Below are 17,170 nucleotides of genomic sequence, written 5' to 3'. Positions count from 1 at the left end.
CAGCAAATGCCGCCAAGCAGCTTTTGCGAAGCGGGATCTCGTAGGGCGCTACCCCCACCCCGTCTCGCAGCCTCCGCTTCGCTTCGACTGTGAGCCGACCCTCCCCACAAGGGGGGTGGCTTACCCGCTCATCTTGAAGAAATCGACGAAGGCTCGCAGCGCCGGCCGCATCTGGCGGCGGCTCGGATAGTAGACGAAAAAACCGTCGAAGGGCGGGCACCAGTCCTCCAGCACGCGAATGAGCTTGCCGTCGGCAATGGCATCGCGAACATAATCCTCGAATACGAAGGCAAGGCCGGCGCCGTCGATCGCCGCATTGGCGATAAGATGGTCCTCGTCGAGGATCAGCGGCCCTTGCACCGCCAGCTCGATCTCCTCGCCGTCCTTCTCGAATTCCCAGCGGTAGAGAATGCCGCTGGAGAAGCGGAAGCGGAGGCAGCGGTGACCGGCGAGATCGTGCGGATGGCGCGGTCTGGGCATGGTTGCGAAATAGGATGGCGCGCCGACGACGGCGCCGCGAAGGTTTGGCCCGACGCGCACCGCGATCATGTCGCGCTGCAGGCTCTCGCCGAGCCGGACGCCGGCGTCGAAGCCGCCTTCGACCACATCGGTGAAGCGGTCTTCGATGACGATCTCCAGCACGATGTCCGGATAGGCCGATGCAAAGGCGCCGAGCCGCGGCGTCAGCGCCAGATGCGCGGCGGTGCGCGGCACGGTCAGCCGAAGATTGCCGGCCGGCCGGTCGCGCGCCTCGACCGCCGCTTCCAGGGCCAGATCGATCTCCGACAGCGCCGGTCTCAGCCGCTCGAGCAGCTGCGCGCCCTCCTCGGTCGGGGCGACACTGCGCGTGCTGCGCGCCAGGAGCCGCACGCCGAGACGTGCCTCCAGGCTGGACACCGCATGGCTGACCGCCGATGGCGCGATGGCGAGTTCCCTGGCCGCGCCGCGAAAGCTGCCGCACTGGGCGACGGTTGCCAGCACCGCAAGCTGGGAAAGATGGGTTCGCGTCATTGATCTATTTCTTGGAACAGCCCGTGCAAATGAGAGCCGATTATCGAACGCGATGCAAGACGCTATTTCCGTCGCATCACCACAAGGAGACTCGTGATGCAAACCCGCAAGCTTGGAACTGAACTCGAAGTCTATCCGGTCGGCCTCGGCTGCATGGGGATGAGCTTCGTCTATGGCGGCCAGGAAGAGAAGGCGTCGATTGCCACGCTGCACCGCGCCGTCGAGATCGGCGTCAATTTCTTCGACACGGCCGAGGTCTATGGCCCTTACGAGAACGAGATCCTGCTCGGCAAGGCGCTGAAGCCGGTGCGCGACCAAGTGACGATCGCGACGAAATTCGGCTTCAAGATTCTCGAAGAAGGCAACGGCGTCGAGCGCATGGCGGGTGTCGACAGCCGCCCCGAGCACGTCAAGGCGGTCGCCGAAGCGTCGCTGAAGCGGCTGGGCACCGAGGTGATCGACCTGTACTACCAGCATCGCGTCGATCCCAATGTGCCGATCGAGGATACGGTCGGCGCCATGGCCGAGCTGGTGCGCGAGGGCAAGGTGCGCGCGCTCGGCCTGTCGGAGGCGAGTGCGGCGACCATTCGCCGGGCGCATTCGGTGCATCCGATATCAGCCGTGCAGAGCGAATATTCGCTGTGGAGCCGCGATCCGGAAGAAGAGGTGTTTGCCGTCTGCCGCGAGCTCGGCATCGGCTTTGTCCCCTACAGCCCGCTCGGCCGCGGCCTGCTGACCGGCACGATCGCCAAGCCCGAGGTGCTCGGAGCCGACGACTGGCGGCGTGGACTACCGCGCTTCCAGGCCGACGCCATGGCGGCCAATGCGGCTGTTATCGCGACGCTGGAGACAATGGCTGCGGAGAAGGGCGTGACGCCGGCGCAGCTGGCGCTCGCCTGGGTGCTGCATCAGGGCGATTTCATCGTGCCGATCCCCGGCGCGCGAAAAATCCGCCATCTGGAACAAAATGCGGCAGCGGCACAGATTGCGCTGAGCCAGGCGGAAGTGGCGGCGCTTGCCGACGCCCTGTCGCCGGAGAAGGTCGTCGGCAAGCGCTACACTGAAGAGCTGCTGGCGCTGGTCAATGGGTGAACGGTGATCGACGGAGTAATCGAAACGGGGCGTTTCGGCGCCCCTTTTTCGAGCGCCGCGCAATGCAAAAATAATTGCAAGACGTGGGCGTGAGACACCCCCTCTGTCCTGCCAACTTCTGCGGAGATAGGCTCACCACGGCACAACAGTGATCGCCATGTGCCCGCAGCCGTCACGCCCGTAGCACGCCACCGGTCTGCTTATGCACATTCTCGACGATGCGCTTTGCCAGCGCCTCGAAATCCTCGTCGGTCAGCGTCTTTTCGACCGGCTGGATCGATACTTCAATGGCGATCGATTTCTTGGCTGCGCCGAGTGCGGCACCTTCGAAAACATCGAAGACCGAGACGTTGGTGATCAGTTTCCTGTCGGCGGCACTGGCTGCGCGGGTCAGTGTGCCGGCTTCGACCGCCTTGTCGACGACGAAGGCGAAATCGCGCTTGACCGCCTGGAAGGCGGACAGTTCCAGTCTCGGCTTGGTCCGCGTCGGCTTGGCCTTCGGCTCGGGCACGGCATCGACGAAAACCTCGAAGCCGCAGAGCGGCCCGGAGACGTCCAGTTCCTCCAGCGTCTTCGGGTGGAATTCGCCGAACGTGCCGAGAACGACTTTAGGCCCGAGCTTGATCGTGCCGGAACGGCCGGGATGATACCAGGCCGGGCCGCCGGCCTCGATCTGCAGCCGGTCGACCGGCGCGCCGCAGGCTTCAAGTGCTGCGATCGCGTCGGCTTTGGCGTCGAACACCCCGACCGAACCGGCATTGCCGGCCCAATGACGGCCGGAACCGTCGAGCTTGGCCGTGCCGCGCCGCACGCCGGCGGCGACGCGCCGCTGCTGGTCGGCCGCATCGCCCTCATAGGTGCCGGACACTTCGAACAGCGCGACATCGCCGATGCCCTTGTCGGCATTGCGCTGCGCGGCGGCGATCAGGCCCGGCAGCAGCGATGGCCGCATGTCGGACATGTCGGCAGCGATCGGGTTGGCGAGCTTGAGTGCTGTCTGGCCGCCGCCGAACAGTTCGGCATGTTTTGCCGGAATGAACGACCAGGTGACGGCCTCCATCATGCCGCGCACCGCCAGCGCCCGCTTGGCAGCGCGGGTGCGGACCTGCAGCGTCGTCAGGATTTTTGCGTTGACCGCATCGTGAGAACCAAGCGGCTGCGGAGCGATGTTGTCGACGCCATGGATGCGCATCACCTCCTCGACCAGGTCGGCCTTGCCATCGACGTCCGGCCGCCACGACGGCACCGCCACATTGACGACATCGCCCGCGCCTTGCGGCTTGAAGCCGAGGCGCGAAAGGATGTCGAGGCTCTCGTCCCTGGGCACCTCTATGCCGGTCAGCCGCTTCACTTCCGACAGTGGGAAGGACACGATCTTGGGTTTGTGGCCGCCATAGCCGGCCACCTCGATTTCGGTCGGCGTGCCGCCGCAGAAATCCAGCACCAGCTTGGTCGCCAGTTCCACGCCTGGCACCATGAATTCAGGGTCGACGCCGCGCTCGAAGCGGTAGCGTGCATCGCTGATGATGCCGAGCGTGCGGCCGGTGCGGGCCGTGGTGATCGGATCCCAAAGTGCGGATTCGATCAGCACGTCGGTGGTGTTCTCGTCACAGCCGGAATGCTCGCCGCCCATGATGCCGGCGATGGATTCGACGCCGTCCTGGTCTGCTATCACGCACATGTCAGGCGTCAGCGTGTATTCGCGGCCGTCGAGCGCCAGCACCTTTTCGCCGTCGCGCGCCCGGCGCACGGTAAGGTTGCCGGCGACCTTGTTCGCGTCGAACACATGCAAGGGCCGGCCGCGATCGAAGGTGACGAAATTGGTGATGTCGACCAGCGCGCTGATCGGCCGAAGCCCAATGGCGATCAGCCTTTGCTGCAGCCATTTCGGCGACGGGCGGTTTTTCACGCCGCGCACCAGGCGCAGCGCAAAACCGGGGCAGAGCTCCGGCGCCTCGATCGTCACCTTGACCGGGCACATGCCGCTGCCGGCATGCGGCATGATTGCTCCGCCGACGAGTCGGCCGAGGCCGCTGGCCGCCAGATCGCGAGCGATGCCGTAGACACTGGTCGCATCCGGCCGGTTCGGCGTCAAATTGATCTCGATCAACGGGTCGTCGAGATGCGCATAGGCGGCGAAGCTGGTGCCGACCGGCGCATCCTCCGGCAGATCGATGATGCCGTCATGCTCGTCGGACAATTCCAGCTCGCGCTCGGAGCACATCATGCCGTGGCTTTCGACGCCCCTGATCTTGCCGACCGTCAGCGTCACGTCGATGCCGGGAATATAGACGCCGGGTGCTGCAAAGGCGCCGATCAGGCCCGCGCGGGCGTTCGGCGCTCCACACACAACCTTCACGGGGGCCTTGCCGTCGCCGGTATCGACCGTCAGCACGCGCAACCGATCGGCGTCGGGGTGCTGCACCGCCGTCAGCACCTTGGCGATGACGAAGGGTTTTAGGCTCGATCTGTCGTCGACATGCTCGACTTCGAGGCCGATCGAGGTCAGCCGCTCGACGATCTCGGCCAGCGAGGCGTCGGTCTCGAGGTGATCCTTGAGCCAGGAGAGGGTGAATTTCATAACCGTGTTCCGTCTGGTCTGGGTACGCTGGTCTTCAAATGGCGCGGCAGCGCGTCGGGCATGTGCAGGAAGGGAAGCTGCTCGCGCACATGGGCGTGGTGGGTCGGCCTGAAATAGGCCGGCATGTCCATGGCGCCGAGCATGAAATAGATGTGGTCGGCCAGCCGCTCGTCGACATAGGCGATCGGCGAGCCGCAGATACCGCAAAAGGAGCGCGTCACCGGCCCGTTCTCGAACATCTTCAGCGCCTTGCCCGTGAAGGCGACCTGCTCGGTCAGGAAGCCGACGAAAGCCGACACCGGCGCGCCGCTGGCCCGCCGGCAATCGCCGCAATGGCAATAGCTGACATGGTGCGGCTCGGCCGAAGCCTCGAACCGCACGGCGCCGCAGCGGCAGCCGCCGGTGTGGGCCGCTGTCATGCGCTCAAGCCCCCGAATAGCGTCGGCATGTCGAGCGGCCGGAAACCGTAATGCGACAGCCAGCGCACATCGGCGTCGAAGAAGGCGCGCAGGTCCGGCATGCCGTATTTCAGCATGGCGATGCGATCGATGCCCATGCCCCAGGCAAAGCCCTGATATTCGTCGGGATCGAGCCCGCCATATCTCAGCACATTAGGGTGGACCATGCCGCAGCCGAGGATCTCCATCCAGTCGGAGCCTTCGCCGAAGCGCACCTCGCCCGGCCGCGAACGATCGCACTGGATGTCGACCTCCATGCTGGGTTCGGTGAACGGGAAGAAGCTCGGCCGGAAGCGCATCTTGACCTGCGGCACCTCGAAGAAGGCCTTGCAGAACTCCTCCAGCACCCATTTCATGTTGGCGACATTGGCTGATCTGTCGATCACCAGCCCTTCGACCTGATGAAACATCGGCGAGTGCGTGGCATCGGAATCCTGGCGGTAGGTTTTTCCGGGAATGACGATGCGGATCGGCGGCTTCTGCATCTCCATGGTGCGGATCTGCACCGGCGAGGTGTGGGTGCGCAAAAGCTTGCGCTCGCCCTTCTCGTCCGGCTGGAAGAAGAAGGTGTCGTGCATCTCGCGCGCCGGATGGCCTTCCGGGAAATTCAGCGCGGTGAAATTGTAATAATCGGTCTCGATATCGGGGCCTTCGGCGATGGCAAAGCCGAGATCGCCGAAGATCGCGGCAATCTCGTCGCTGACCTGGCTGATCGGATGGATGCGGCCGCGCTCGGCCGGCGATTGCCGCACCGGCAATGTGACGTCGACCTTTTCCGCCGCGAGCCGTGCGGCGATCGCCACGTCCTTCAGTTCGGCGCGCCGCGCGGTAAGCGCCTCGGTGATGCGGTTCTTGAGGCCATTGATAGCCGGGCCCTTTATCTGGCGCTCTTCTGCGCTCATCGAGCCGAGCGTCTTCAGCATTTCGGAGATCGAGCCCTTCTTGCCGAGCGCTGAAACACGCACGGCTTCGATCGCCTGCTCGTCGGCGGCCGACGCAATGTCGCTCATCAGGGAATTTTCGAGAGTTTCCATGTCACTCATGTTTCAGGCCCGATTGGAGGCAAAGAAAAACCCGCGCCAGCCCTGCCAGCGCGGGTTTCCCAAATCAAGTGTCGAAGTGCTTGGGAAGGCGCTGGTTAGGCTACAGCGCTTTCAAAAGCGTTCGGCGTGGTGTTCTTGAGGTATTCGAGCGCTATCTTGGCCTTGGCCACAAGTGCGGCAAATGCCTGCGGCTCGTGGATGGCCATGTCCGACAGGATCTTGCGATCGATCTCGATGCCGGCCTTGTTGAGACCGTCGATGAAGCGGCCATAGGTCAGGCCATGCTCGTGGGTCGCGGCATTGATGCGCTGGATCCACAGAGCGCGGAACGAACGCTTGCGGTTCTTGCGGTCGCGGTAGGCATACTGCAGCGACTTTTCCACCGCCTGCTTGGCGATGCGAATGGTGTTCTTGCGGCGGCCATAAAAACCCTTGGCGGCTTTCAGGACCTTCTTGTGCTTGGCGTGCGAGGTGACGCCTCTTTTTACGCGTGCCATGTCATGATCTCCTTAAAACGTTGTCCAGCCCGAATGCCTTAGAGGCCGTTCGGCAGAAAATTCTTGATGACCTTCTTGCCATCCGGTTCAGCCAGAACCATCGTGCCGCGGGCATTTCGAATGAACTTGTTGGAACGCTTGATCATGCCGTGACGCTTGCCGGCCGCAGCCGACAGGACTTTACCCGTACCTGTGATCTTGAACCGCTTCTTGGCGGCTGACTTGGTCTTCATCTTGGGCATTTTGCTACTCCGTTATGTGCGCATCATCGCGCTTTTTGTTCGCTTCAGGCCGACCAAAGCCCGAAAAGCAAATGAAACCGCCACGGCATGCCCTGCCGGGCGGTTTTTGGGAACGGCGGTGCTATACGTCAAAGCGGGCCGGCGCGCAACACCTGCAAGGATGCGACGCTCTGTCCAGTGTCAGGTATTCCCATGACCTTATCCGAACTGGAGGTCAGCGCAGCAAAACCGGTTCCCACTTTGGCCGTCGCAGACCTTCGGTTCGGGATCTTGCCTATGGGAGACGGAAAAGCACCGGCAGTATGCCCGATAGTTGGGCGCCGTCGATCGATTCGAAAAACGGCAGGGCAACGAGGAATACCAGTCCGTCCAGCAGCGTCGTCCGCAGCAGGCGCGGCTTGAAGCTGCCGGTATCGCCTTCCTGATACAGCGAAAGCTTCGGGAAGAAGCGCGGCACCCGCGCCATATAGGTCTGGAATGGAGTTCCGAAGGCCTCCTTCAGGAACTTCTCTTCGCGCAGGATGACGACATGAAAGGCGGCGGCGCAAATCATCGCGAAGCCGATCGCCGCAGTGATCGAGCCCATCTGCGCGCCGACGCCGGCGGCAGCTATCGAGGAGAAGACATAGAGCGGATTGCGGGTGATCGAATAGGGTCCGCCGGTAACCACCTGGGAGGATTTGCGTCCGCCGATATAGAGCGTCGACCACAAGCGCCCGACAATGCCGAGAAAGATCAGCAGGACGCCGACCATTTCGATCGTTTCGTGCGGCACGCTTTCGGGAGGAAAAGCAGACTGGCCAAACAGCAGCGCTGCGAACATGACGACCACGAGGGCGGCAAGCACCATCCTGCGCGCGTGCTGATATCTGCCCAGCGCACGCTTGGCCTGCGCTTGTTCGGCCGGCGCCGATTTAGCTTCATTAAGCATGTCGGGAATCCGATCGTCGAGGAACTTCGCCAGCGATCGCAGCGTCTGGCCAAGAAACAGGCGCCCCGCCGATCGCCGGGACGCCTTGCAAGATGATTCAGGCGAATTTAATGCATGTCGCCCAAAAGCCTGCCCACGGGCTTCACCCGAGGTGCGCAGCGGTTTTGGGACAACGACGCGCGAGGAAAAGAAGCGAGAAGGCGGGTAGCATGTCCGCCTCCTTTGCCTGCCCATCCGGCTCAATACAGCCAGAAGAGGACGGGAATTACCCCGCTTTCCTGTCCGGACTCGATGAGTTCGAAAAACGGTATGGAAGCCACGAACATCAAGCCGTCGCGCAGCGTATGATTGAAGATGCGCGGTGTGAAGGTGACTTCGGCCTGATCGCGATAAAGCCGGGGATTGGGAAAAAACCGCGGCACGCGTGCGATGTAGTCCTTGTACGGCGCCCCGAGCACGGTCGTCAAATGCCGTTCCTCGCGCAGCGTGACGATGTAGAACGCGGCCGCGCACAAAACCGCCGACGCCACCGAGACGATCACGCTGCCGGTCTGGGCGCCGATGCCGGCGGCCGCTACGGTGGAGAAAAAATACAGCGGGTTGCGCATCACCGAATATGGGCCGGTAGCAACCACTTCGGCCGACTTGCGGCCGCCGATATAGAGGATCGACCAGAGCCGCCCGCCGATCCCGATCAATAGCAGGGCGATCCCGTACTGCCCCTCTATGCGTTCGTGGCCCAGTTCATCGTGCGTGGAGCCGCCGAAGATCAGCAAAGCGCAAAAAGCTCCGATCAGCAGTGCCAGCAGGACGCGCCGGCGCCGCTGATAGCGGCCCATTTCGTCGAACGACTTTTCAATCGGAGAACGTGCCGCAGCGGCCATGGGACAATCCTTTCGCCGCGAGGACCGGCAACCAGAATCCTTGTCGATGCAACTTGCGGAGAAATCATGGCGGAGACAAAAACAACAAAAGGCCGCCGAAGCGGCCTTTGCTTTTGACGGGATCGCTTTAGCGGGGCGCCAGCACCATCATCATCTGGCGGCCTTCGAGCTTCGGCTCAGCTTCGACCTTGGCGATCGGCGCCACTTCCTCGCGAACCTTGTTCAGAAGCTGCATGCCGAGTTCCATATGCGCCATCTCGCGGCCGCGAAAGCGCAATGTCAGCTTGACCTTGTCACCTTCCTCGAAAAACCGCCGGACCGCTTTCATCTTGGTCTCGTAATCATGGCTGTCGATGTTCGGGCGCATCTTGATCTCCTTGATCTCAATGACCTTCTGGTTCTTGCGCGCCTCAGCCGCCTTCTTCTGGTTGGCGTATTTCAGCTTGCCTAGATCGAGAATTTTTACGACGGGCGGCACTGCGTTGGGCGATATCTCGACCAGATCGAGCCCAGCCTCTTCGGCGAGCAGCAATGCGTCGTTGATGGAGACATCGCCATGGTTGTGGCCTTCGGCGTCGATAAGTTGGACCCGGGGAACCCGGATGTCACGGTTGGAGCGCGGGCCCTCCTTGGTGGGCGCCGTTGCTTTGAAAGGTCTGCGAATGGTCGTGGTCTCCTTGAGCCGTTTCGTTCAGGGTTTTCAATTCAGATTGCGAACGCGCCAATGTGGTGAGCGCGCGGCCGGAGTCAATAGCACAGCGTTCACAGGAAATCACCCTGTTCCCTGACTTCAGCCTGTACCAAACGAAGAAAGTTGCCGAGCACTTTTCGTTGAACCGCCAGCTGTGTCAAAAGACCTGCGTGAGGAGTGAGCCATGACCGCACCGGTTTTTATCGATGTCGACGGAACCAGCATTGCTGTCAGGCGCGCTGCGGGTGCCGCGCCAGGCATCGTCTGGCTCGGCGGCTACAAGTCGGACATGCTGGGCACCAAAGCCGAGAAGCTCGCGGAATGGGCGAGCGGACAAGGCCGGGCATTCCTGCGCCACGACTATTCCGGTCATGGCGAATCGGGCGGCGCCTTTGCCGATGGCACCGTCTCGAAATGGCTTTCGCAAAGCCTGGCTGTCTTCCACCATTTCACGCTAGGCAAGCAGATCCTGGTGGGCTCGTCGATGGGCGCATGGATCGCGTTGCGCATGGTCCAGGAATTGCGCCAAGAATTGCACAAATCGGGCGAGAACCGCATCGCCGGCCTGGTGCTTCTGGCGCCGGCGCCGGATTTCACCGCAGAGCTGGTCGAGCCGGCGCTGACCAAAGCGCAGAAGCGCGATCTTGCCAAAAAGGGTTATTTCGAGGAGCCGTCGGACTATTCGGCCGAGCCTTACATCTACACCCGTGCGCTGATCGAGGACGGCCGCAACAACCTGACAATGAACGGGCCGATCGACACCCACTGCCCCGTCCACATATTGCAAGGGCTGGCCGATGCAGACGTGCCGCCGAGCCATGCGCTGAAACTGGTCGGCCTGCTGCCGGCCGACGACGTCACGCTGTCGCTGATCCCCGACGGCGACCACCGCCTGTCGCGGCCTCAGGATCTCGACATGCTGGTGCGGGCGGTCGACGCCATGGTGCTGCAGGCAGGCTAAGAGACATGCGCATTCGTCGCGGCCGGCTGCAGCCCTCCTGGAATCCCTGTCTGCCGGCGGACGCGGATATCGTCAGAGGGATACGTGCTGCAACTAAAAAGCATTCAGCCGTTGCGGAATGTGTAAGCATATCCGTTGATGGCTGGAGCACCGCCGAGGTGGGCGTAGAGCACCTTGGATCCCTTGGGAAAATAACCCTTCTTCACGAGATCGATCGTGCCCTGCATGGATTTTCCCTCGTAAACCGGATCCGTGATCATGCCTTCGAGGCGCGCGCAGAGACGGATTGCTTCCTTCGTCTCCTGAGAGGGGACGCCGTAGACCGGGTAGGCATAATCCTCGATCAGGACGACATCATCCTCATTGAGCTCCTTGCCGAGTTCGACCAGCGTCGCGGTGTTCTGCGCAATGTTGAGTACCTGCGCCTTGGTCTGCGCCGGGGTGCAGGATGCGTCGATGCCGATCACGTTGCGTTCGCGGCCGTCCTTGGCGAAGCCGACCAGCATGCCAGCATGAGTTGAACCGGTGACGGTACAAACGACGATGTAGTCGAAGGCAAAGCCGAGTTCCTTCTCCTGCGCGCGGACCTCCTCGGCGAAGCCGACATAACCCAAGCCGCCATATTTATGCACCGAAGCCCCGGCCGGAATCGGATAAGGCTTGCCACCCTTCGCCTTCACATCCGCGATCGCCTGCTCCCAGCTTTCCCTAATTCCGATATCGAAGCCCTCATCGACCATCTGGACATCAGCGCCCATAATCCGGCTCAAAAGGATGTTGCCGACGCGATCGTAGATGGCATCTTCATGGGGTACCCAGCTTTCCTGCACGAGGCGGCATTTCATGCCGATCTTCGCCGCGACGGCCGCCACCATGCGCGTATGGTTGGATTGAACGCCGCCGATCGAGACCAGCGTGTCGGCGTTTGAGGCGATCGCGTCCGGGATGATGTATTCGAGCTTGCGCAATTTGTTGCCGCCGAAGGCGAGGCCGGAATTGCAATCCTCTCGCTTAGCGTAGAGATCGACCTTCCCGCCGAGGTGAGCGCCGAGCCGCTCCAGTTTCTCGATATGGGTCGGCCCGAAGGTGAGCGGATAGCGTTCGAATTTCTCGAGCATGAGAGTGCCCTCTCTTGTTCCTGTTCATTGCGATGTGATGCGGTGAACACTATCATCTTTGCCTTGAAAGGTGCTCTCAAAGATCGGACTTAAAATGTCCGAGGCATCGCCTAACAGCGCGGAATTGTCATATAGCTTCAATTTTCAACGCCAATATCGGAAGAATCTTCCATGCGAGCACCGCTCGACCGGATCGACCTGAAAATGTTGCGCCTGCTCCAGGACAACGGACGACTGACCAATGCAGAGCTGGCGCAGTCGGTCGCTGTCAGCCCGGCGACGTGCCACCGCCGCACGCAGCGCTTGTTCGATGAAGGCTACATCAGCCATGTCAGGGCGGTGGTGATACCGCAGAAGGTCGACAGAGGCGCGCTGGTGATGGTTGGCGTCGTCCTCGACCGCTCGACCCCGGAGAGTTTCGCGGATTTCGAGAAGGCCGTCGCGAAACTGAAATTCATCCTCGACTGCCATCTGGTGGCGGGCGACTTCGACTATTTTCTGAAGATCAGGGTCGGCGACATGGCGGATTTCAACCGAATTCACGGAGACCAGTTGATCGCATTGCCCGGCGTTCGCCAGACGAGAACCTTCTTCGTGATGAAAGAGGTCGTCGATAACGCACCCCTGGATTTTTGAAACGGACATCCGAAGCATCAAGTCAATGCACCGGCGCCGGACTTTCGCTGCAGAACCGTCGGCCACCTTGCTTGCCGGCCTGGTCGTTCTTTCCCTTGAATCGGTCAAAAAGCGATAACCATTTCAAATGCTTGTCCGGTTTTGGCTGCGACTGTCTTGAATAGCCGTTTTTCCCTTCCCATTTCGATTCCACGCAGCCGGGATTGGCTGTCTCCAACTGAAGGATTGGGAGAAAATGAACACATCTGCATTGATCCGTCCGGCTTGGACGCCGGCGACCATCGCACTGATGGTGATCGGCTTTATGGTGTTCTGGCCGCTCGGCCTCGCCATGCTCGCCTACATCATCTGGGGCGACCGGCTTGAAGGCTTCAAGCGCGACGTCAACCGCGCGACCGACGGCATCTTCGCCGGCTGCCGCCGCGGTTCCGACAGAGCGGCGCGCTGGGGCCACGGCTCCGCCCGCACCGGCAACGTTGCTTTCGACGACTGGCGCGAAAAGGAACTCGAGCGGCTCAACGAAGAGCGCCGCAAGCTCGACGAGATGCTGAGCGAGTTCGACGAATATGCCAGGGAATTGCGTCGCGCCAAGGACCAGGAAGAGTTCGACCGCTTCATGGCGAACCGCAACAAGTCGACATCGCCCACAACCGGCGGCCCCACAAGCGGCGGATCGACCGGCTCGACGGGGACTGGCAAACGGGGTGGCAAATCCACGCCAGGCTTACTGGACGAGTAAGGCACTTGCCCCGATAAATAATCAAACACGGCGTCGCGTCAGCGGCGCCGTTTCTTTTTTGTTCTATTCGTTTTCCTCGAATCACGTATCGTCCCGCCATGTCATTCGGCTTTTTCCGCAACCTGACCAAACCCAGGCCCGCCCCCGTCGTGGAGCGAGAGCATTGTGTTGCCGGCCGCACGCTGCCGCTCAAGATCGTCGAGAGCGACCGGGCGCGGCGCCTGACGCTGCGGATCGATTCCGGCGGCCGCGGCTTGCGCATCACCGTGCCGCCGGGCCTGCGCCGTGGCGAAGTGGAAAAATTCCTGGACCGCCACCAGGACTGGCTGGAGCAGCGGCTGGCCAAGGTGCCCAACCGGCCGCAGGTGCGGCCCGGCATCAAGATACCGGTGCGCGGCGTGCCACATCGCATTGTTCATGAGCCCTCGAAACGCGGTACCGTCACGCTGTCGTGCGACGAACGCGGTCCGCTCATGATCGTGCATGGCGAGCGCGTGCACCTGCCGCGCCGCATCGCCGATTTCCTCAAGCGCGAGGCCAAGCGCGAGATCGAGCGGTTGGTGGTCAAGCACACCGGGACGATCGGCAAGCGCGCCAAGGCGATCCGCTTCAAGGACACGTCGAGCCGTTGGGGATCGTGCACCTCCGACGGCAATCTGTCCTTCTCCTGGCGCATCATGATGGCGCCGCGACCGGTCATAAATTATCTCGTCGCGCATGAGGTGGCGCATCTCAAGGAAATGAACCACGGCCCGAAATTCTGGAAATTGTGCGAGCAGCTCTGCCCCGACACCGAGCGCTGCAAAGACTGGCTCAAGCGCAATGGCGGCGCGCTGCAAGCGATCATGTTCGAGTAGAATGCTTGTAGGGAGCGGAATAAAAACTGTAGCGATCCTTCGCGCCCCCTCTGTCCTGCCGGACATCTCCCCCACGAGGGGGGAGATTGCCAGCTTCAGCGTCTTGCTGACTCCTGCGACGGGTGGAGATTGGCGAAAGCCGGCGTGACGTCCGATCTCCCCCCAAGTGGGGGAGATGTCCGGCAGGACAGAGGAGGGCGCTGTCCCGCCGGCATCAATAGGTTCTGCACTGCCGGTCAGTCATCATTCGCCGCGTTCAACTCCTCAGGGCGCAGCCCCTCGTCGGTATGGCGCGGCCATGGCAGGAAGTCCTTCTTGAAGGCGTCATTGCTGAAATAGTCGAGCGCGCGGTGTGCCTCGGCGCCGTTGAAGGCGGCCTTGTCCATCAGATGAGCAATGACCTCGCGGGCCTGCGCGACCTTCTGCCTGAGTTGGGCGACGGTTTCGTCTGCCATGCTTGTTTGCTCCCGCCTGTACTATCTGAAGTAAGGTAGCGCGTTCCGCGCTGGTGGCAAACAGGATGCTTTTTCTCGACTCTTTTGCCGTTTCGTGCCAATCCCGCGGCATGGCGCTCGACATCAAGATATGCGGATTGAAGACCGACAAGGCGCTGGCCGCGGCATTGGCCGGCGGCGCCAGCCATGTCGGCTTTATTTTCTTTGCCAAAAGCCCGCGCTATGTCGAGCCGGCGGAAGCCGGCCGCTTGCGTGAAGCGGCAATCGGCAAGGCCAAGGCGGTTGCCGTGACGGTCCACGCCGGTGATGCGTTCCTGGATGAAATCGTCGAAAAAATGCGCCCGGACATGCTGCAGCTGCATGGCTCGGAAACGCCGGAGCGGGTGGCCGAGATCAAGGCCCGCTATGGCCTGCCGGTGATGAAGGCGCTGCCGGTCAGCGAGGCTGCCGACCTGGAGCGGATAAGACCCTTCGTCGGCATTGCCGACCGTTTCCTGTTCGACGCCAAGCCGCCGAAGGGTTCGGAACTGCCGGGCGGCAACGGCATTGCCTTCGACTGGCGCGTTCTGGCCGGCCTTGACGCAGGCGTCGATTACATGCTTTCCGGTGGGCTCAACGCCGCCAATATCGGCGATGCCTTTCGGCTTGCCAACCCGCCCGGACTAGACATTTCCTCGGGCGTGGAAAGCGCGCCAGGCGTCAAGGACCCGGCGCTGATCGAACAGTTTTTCCGGGCCGTCAGAGCCGCGCGGGATACCCGCGCAGCCTGAAGGATAGAACCCGGAGCATGTCTCGGAAAATAGGAAACCGGTTTTCCGACAAGGACAAGCTCCAACCAAGAAGTAGGAGATCGGCGATGAACAAGCCGGCGATACCCAATTCCTTCCGCACCGGACCCGACGAGCAGGGCATGTTCGGCATCTTCGGCGGTCGTTTCGTTGCCGAAACGTTGATGCCGCTGATCCTCGACCTCGAGCGGCACTGGAACGAGGTCAAGGACGATCCGGATTTCAAGGCCGAACTGACTGACCTTTCAACCCACTATGCCGGGCGGCCGTCGAAGCTTTATTTCGCCGAAGGCCTGACCAGGCATCTTCGCGAGGTTTCCTCGGCGAAGGGTCTTGGGGGCGGCGCAAAGGTCTATTTCAAGCGCGAGGATTTGAACCACACCGGCTCGCACAAGATCAACAACTGCCTCGGCCAGATCCTGCTGGCCAAGCGCATGGGCAAGAAGCGTATCATCGCCGAGACCGGCGCCGGCCAGCATGGCGTGGCGTCGGCCACCGTGGCGGCGCGTTTCGGCTTCCCGTGTGTCGTCTATATGGGCGCCACCGACGTCGCCCGGCAAAGCCCGAACGTCTTCCGGATGAAGCTGCTCGGCGCCGAGGTGCGGCCGGTCACTGCTGGTCACGGCACGCTCAAGGACGCCATGAACGAAGCTCTCCGGGATTGGGTGACCAATGTCGAGGACACCTATTACCTGATCGGCACTGCCGCCGGCCCGCACCCCTATCCGGAGCTGGTGCGCGACTTCCAGTCGGTGATCGGCATTGAGGCGCGCGCCCAGATCCTCGAACAGGAAGGCCGGCTGCCGGACACCATCATCGCCGCCGTCGGCGGCGGCTCGAACGCCATCGGCCTTTTTCACCCGTTCCTCGACGACCGCAGCGTAAAGATCATCGGCATCGAGGCCGGCGGCCGCGGCCTCGACGGCATCGAACATTGCGCCTCGATGAACGCCGGCGCGCCCGGCGTGCTGCACGGCAACCGCACCTATCTCCTGCAGAACGCCGACGGGCAGATCATGGACGGCCATTCGATTTCGGCCGGCCTCGATTATCCGGGCGTCGGGCCGGAGCATTCCTGGCTGCGCGACAGTGGCCGCGTCGACTATGTGCCTGTTCTCGACGACGAGGCGCTGGAGGCGTTCCAGCTGACGACGCGCGTCGAAGGCATCATTCCGGCGCTCGAATCCGCCCATGCCATTGCGCATGCGGTGAAAATCGTACCCGCCATGGACAAGGACCAGATCGTCATCGTCAACCTGTCCGGCCGCGGCGACAAGGATGTGCATACGGTGGCCAATATGCTGGGCATGGAGATCTGATCATGACCACCCGCATCGACCGACGCATGGCCAAGCTGAAGGCCGAAGGCCGCCCGGCGCTTGTCACCTATTTCATGAGCGGCGACCCGGACTATGACACCGCTTTGTCGATCATGAAGGCGCTACCCACGGCAGGCGCCGACATCATCGAAATGGGCATGCCGTTTTCCGATCCGATGGCCGACGGCCCGGCGATCCAGGCGGCCGGCCTGCGCGCGCTGAAAGGCGGCCAGACGCTGGTCAAGACGCTGAGGATGGCTTCTGAATTCCGCGCCACCGACGATGAAACCCCGATCGTTTTGATGGGCTACTACAATCCGATCTACATCCACGGCGTCGACCGCTTCCTCAGGGATGCGCTGGCCAGCGGCATCGACGGGCTGATCGTCGTCGACCTGCCGCCGGAAATGGATGAGGAGCTTTGCATTCCGGCGCTGAAGGCCGGCATTAATTTCATCCGGCTGGCGACGCCGACCACCGACGACAAGCGGCTGCCCAAGGTGCTGCAAAATACCTCCGGCTTCGTCTATTACGTGTCGATGACCGGCATCACCGGCTCGGCGCTTGCCGACACCGGCAAGGTGGCGGCGGCGGTGAGGCGCATCAAGGGCCATACCGACCTGCCGGTCTGCGTCGGCTTCGGCGTCAAGACCGCCGAGCAGGCGCGCATCATCGGAGCGTCGGCCGACGGCGTCGTCGTCGGCACCGCGATCGTCAATGCCGTCGCCAATGTTCTGGGGCCGAAGGGTGAAAAGACCGCCGACCCGGCCGAGGCGGTCGCCACGCTGGTCAGCGGGCTTTCGCAAGGCGTGCGCGCGGCCCGCCTTGCTGCCGCCGAATAGTCTTGATCTTCTGGTTGACCATGAT

19 protein-coding genes are annotated in these 17,170 nt (G+C 62.3%); 8 read left to right on the top strand and 11 right to left on the bottom strand.

Annotated features, from left to right (window positions below; translation table 11 throughout):
* Positions 1-120: 120 nt before the first annotated feature.
* A complete protein-coding gene (locus tag AC0L14_RS07255; protein WP_473484418.1) occupies positions 121-1,011 on the bottom strand; it encodes a LysR family transcriptional regulator in 891 nt (296 codons plus the stop codon).
* A gap of 96 nt (positions 1,012-1,107) precedes the next feature.
* On the opposite strand from AC0L14_RS07255, the gene AC0L14_RS07250 reads away from it, so the two are divergent.
* Positions 1,108-2,103 carry an aldo/keto reductase gene (locus AC0L14_RS07250; protein WP_473749027.1) on the top strand — a complete coding sequence of 332 codons (996 nt, stop codon included), beginning with the start codon at positions 1,108-1,110 and terminating at the stop codon, positions 2,101-2,103.
* Positions 2,104-2,275: 172 nt separating this feature from the next.
* Here the strand turns inward: AC0L14_RS07250 and pheT are convergent, their stop codons facing one another.
* The 8 genes from pheT to infC all read right to left on the bottom strand — a co-directional run bounded on the left by pheT (position 2,276) and on the right by infC (position 9,403).
* A complete protein-coding gene (gene pheT / locus AC0L14_RS07245; protein WP_473527122.1) occupies positions 2,276-4,684 on the bottom strand; it encodes a phenylalanine--tRNA ligase subunit beta in 2,409 nt (802 codons plus the stop codon).
* Complete coding sequence (locus tag AC0L14_RS07240) at positions 4,681-5,103, bottom strand: GFA family protein (protein WP_473527121.1); 423 nt, start codon at positions 5,101-5,103, stop codon at positions 4,681-4,683. The genes pheT and AC0L14_RS07240 overlap by 4 nt, the downstream gene beginning before the upstream one ends.
* Positions 5,100-6,185: a phenylalanine--tRNA ligase subunit alpha gene (gene pheS, locus AC0L14_RS07235; protein WP_473527120.1), complete on the bottom strand. Its 1,086-nt coding sequence runs from the start codon at positions 6,183-6,185 to the stop codon at positions 5,100-5,102. Before pheS ends, AC0L14_RS07240 begins: the two co-directional genes overlap by 4 nt.
* A 95-nt stretch (positions 6,186-6,280) precedes the next feature.
* A complete protein-coding gene (gene rplT / locus AC0L14_RS07230; protein WP_473484423.1) occupies positions 6,281-6,682 on the bottom strand; it encodes a 50S ribosomal protein L20 in 402 nt (133 codons plus the stop codon).
* A gap of 38 nt (positions 6,683-6,720) precedes the next feature.
* On the bottom strand, positions 6,721-6,924 hold the full coding sequence (rpmI, locus tag AC0L14_RS07225) for a 50S ribosomal protein L35 (RefSeq protein WP_006201248.1): 204 nt from the start codon (positions 6,922-6,924) through the stop codon (positions 6,721-6,723).
* 274 nt (positions 6,925-7,198) lie between these two features.
* On the bottom strand, positions 7,199-7,855 hold the full coding sequence (locus tag AC0L14_RS07220) for a methyltransferase family protein (RefSeq protein WP_473749026.1): 657 nt from the start codon (positions 7,853-7,855) through the stop codon (positions 7,199-7,201).
* A 239-nt stretch (positions 7,856-8,094) separates the two neighbouring features.
* Complete coding sequence (locus AC0L14_RS07215) at positions 8,095-8,739, bottom strand: methyltransferase family protein (RefSeq protein ID WP_473484425.1); 645 nt, start codon at positions 8,737-8,739, stop codon at positions 8,095-8,097.
* Positions 8,740-8,866: 127 nt separating this feature from the next.
* Positions 8,867-9,403, bottom strand: coding sequence for a translation initiation factor IF-3 (infC, locus tag AC0L14_RS07210; protein ID WP_077374810.1), 537 nt, complete (start codon positions 9,401-9,403; stop codon positions 8,867-8,869).
* 211 nt (positions 9,404-9,614) lie between these two features.
* Here infC and AC0L14_RS07205 point away from each other — a divergent pair, with 211 nt between their 5' ends.
* Complete coding sequence (locus AC0L14_RS07205; RefSeq protein ID WP_473484427.1) at positions 9,615-10,391, top strand: alpha/beta hydrolase; 777 nt, start codon at positions 9,615-9,617, stop codon at positions 10,389-10,391.
* A 104-nt stretch (positions 10,392-10,495) separates the two neighbouring features.
* On the opposite strand, the gene AC0L14_RS07200 is transcribed toward AC0L14_RS07205, so the two are convergent.
* On the bottom strand, positions 10,496-11,509 hold the full coding sequence (locus tag AC0L14_RS07200; protein WP_292179742.1) for a 1-aminocyclopropane-1-carboxylate deaminase: 1,014 nt from the start codon (positions 11,507-11,509) through the stop codon (positions 10,496-10,498).
* Positions 11,510-11,680: 171 nt separating this feature from the next.
* On the opposite strand from AC0L14_RS07200, the gene AC0L14_RS07195 reads away from it, so the two are divergent.
* From AC0L14_RS07195 to AC0L14_RS07185, 3 genes are all read left to right on the top strand, one after another.
* Entirely contained in the window at positions 11,681-12,145 is a 465-nt protein-coding gene (locus tag AC0L14_RS07195; protein WP_473527118.1) for an Lrp/AsnC family transcriptional regulator, read from the top strand.
* A 235-nt stretch (positions 12,146-12,380) separates the two neighbouring features.
* Positions 12,381-12,884, top strand: a complete 504-nt coding sequence (locus tag AC0L14_RS07190) for a DUF2852 domain-containing protein (protein WP_473484431.1) — start codon at positions 12,381-12,383, stop codon at positions 12,882-12,884.
* 98 nt (positions 12,885-12,982) lie between these two features.
* On the top strand, positions 12,983-13,741 hold the full coding sequence (locus AC0L14_RS07185; protein ID WP_473484433.1) for a M48 family metallopeptidase: 759 nt from the start codon (positions 12,983-12,985) through the stop codon (positions 13,739-13,741).
* Positions 13,742-13,977: 236 nt separating this feature from the next.
* On the opposite strand, the gene AC0L14_RS07180 is transcribed toward AC0L14_RS07185, so the two are convergent.
* A complete protein-coding gene (locus AC0L14_RS07180; RefSeq protein WP_473484435.1) occupies positions 13,978-14,196 on the bottom strand; it encodes a hypothetical protein in 219 nt (72 codons plus the stop codon).
* A 110-nt stretch (positions 14,197-14,306) separates the two neighbouring features.
* On the opposite strand from AC0L14_RS07180, the gene AC0L14_RS07175 reads away from it, so the two are divergent.
* The 3 genes from AC0L14_RS07175 to trpA all read left to right on the top strand — a co-directional run bounded on the left by AC0L14_RS07175 (position 14,307) and on the right by trpA (position 17,145).
* Positions 14,307-14,966 (top strand): phosphoribosylanthranilate isomerase, encoded by a 660-nt coding sequence (locus tag AC0L14_RS07175; protein WP_473484555.1) that lies wholly within the window; start codon positions 14,307-14,309, stop codon positions 14,964-14,966.
* 86 nt (positions 14,967-15,052) lie between these two features.
* The gene (gene trpB / locus AC0L14_RS07170; protein ID WP_473484437.1) at positions 15,053-16,303 is read left to right on the top strand and encodes a tryptophan synthase subunit beta; all 1,251 of its coding nucleotides are present in this window, start codon (positions 15,053-15,055) and stop codon (positions 16,301-16,303) included.
* A gap of 2 nt (positions 16,304-16,305) precedes the next feature.
* The gene (gene trpA / locus AC0L14_RS07165; RefSeq protein WP_473484439.1) at positions 16,306-17,145 is read left to right on the top strand and encodes a tryptophan synthase subunit alpha; all 840 of its coding nucleotides are present in this window, start codon (positions 16,306-16,308) and stop codon (positions 17,143-17,145) included.
* Positions 17,146-17,170 lie beyond the last annotated feature (25 nt).

The sequence above is a fragment of the Mesorhizobium sp. WSM4841 genome, from assembly GCF_055811515.1.
Note: the sequence above shows the minus strand (reverse complement) of the source record. Positions and strands in the feature narration are given on the sequence as shown.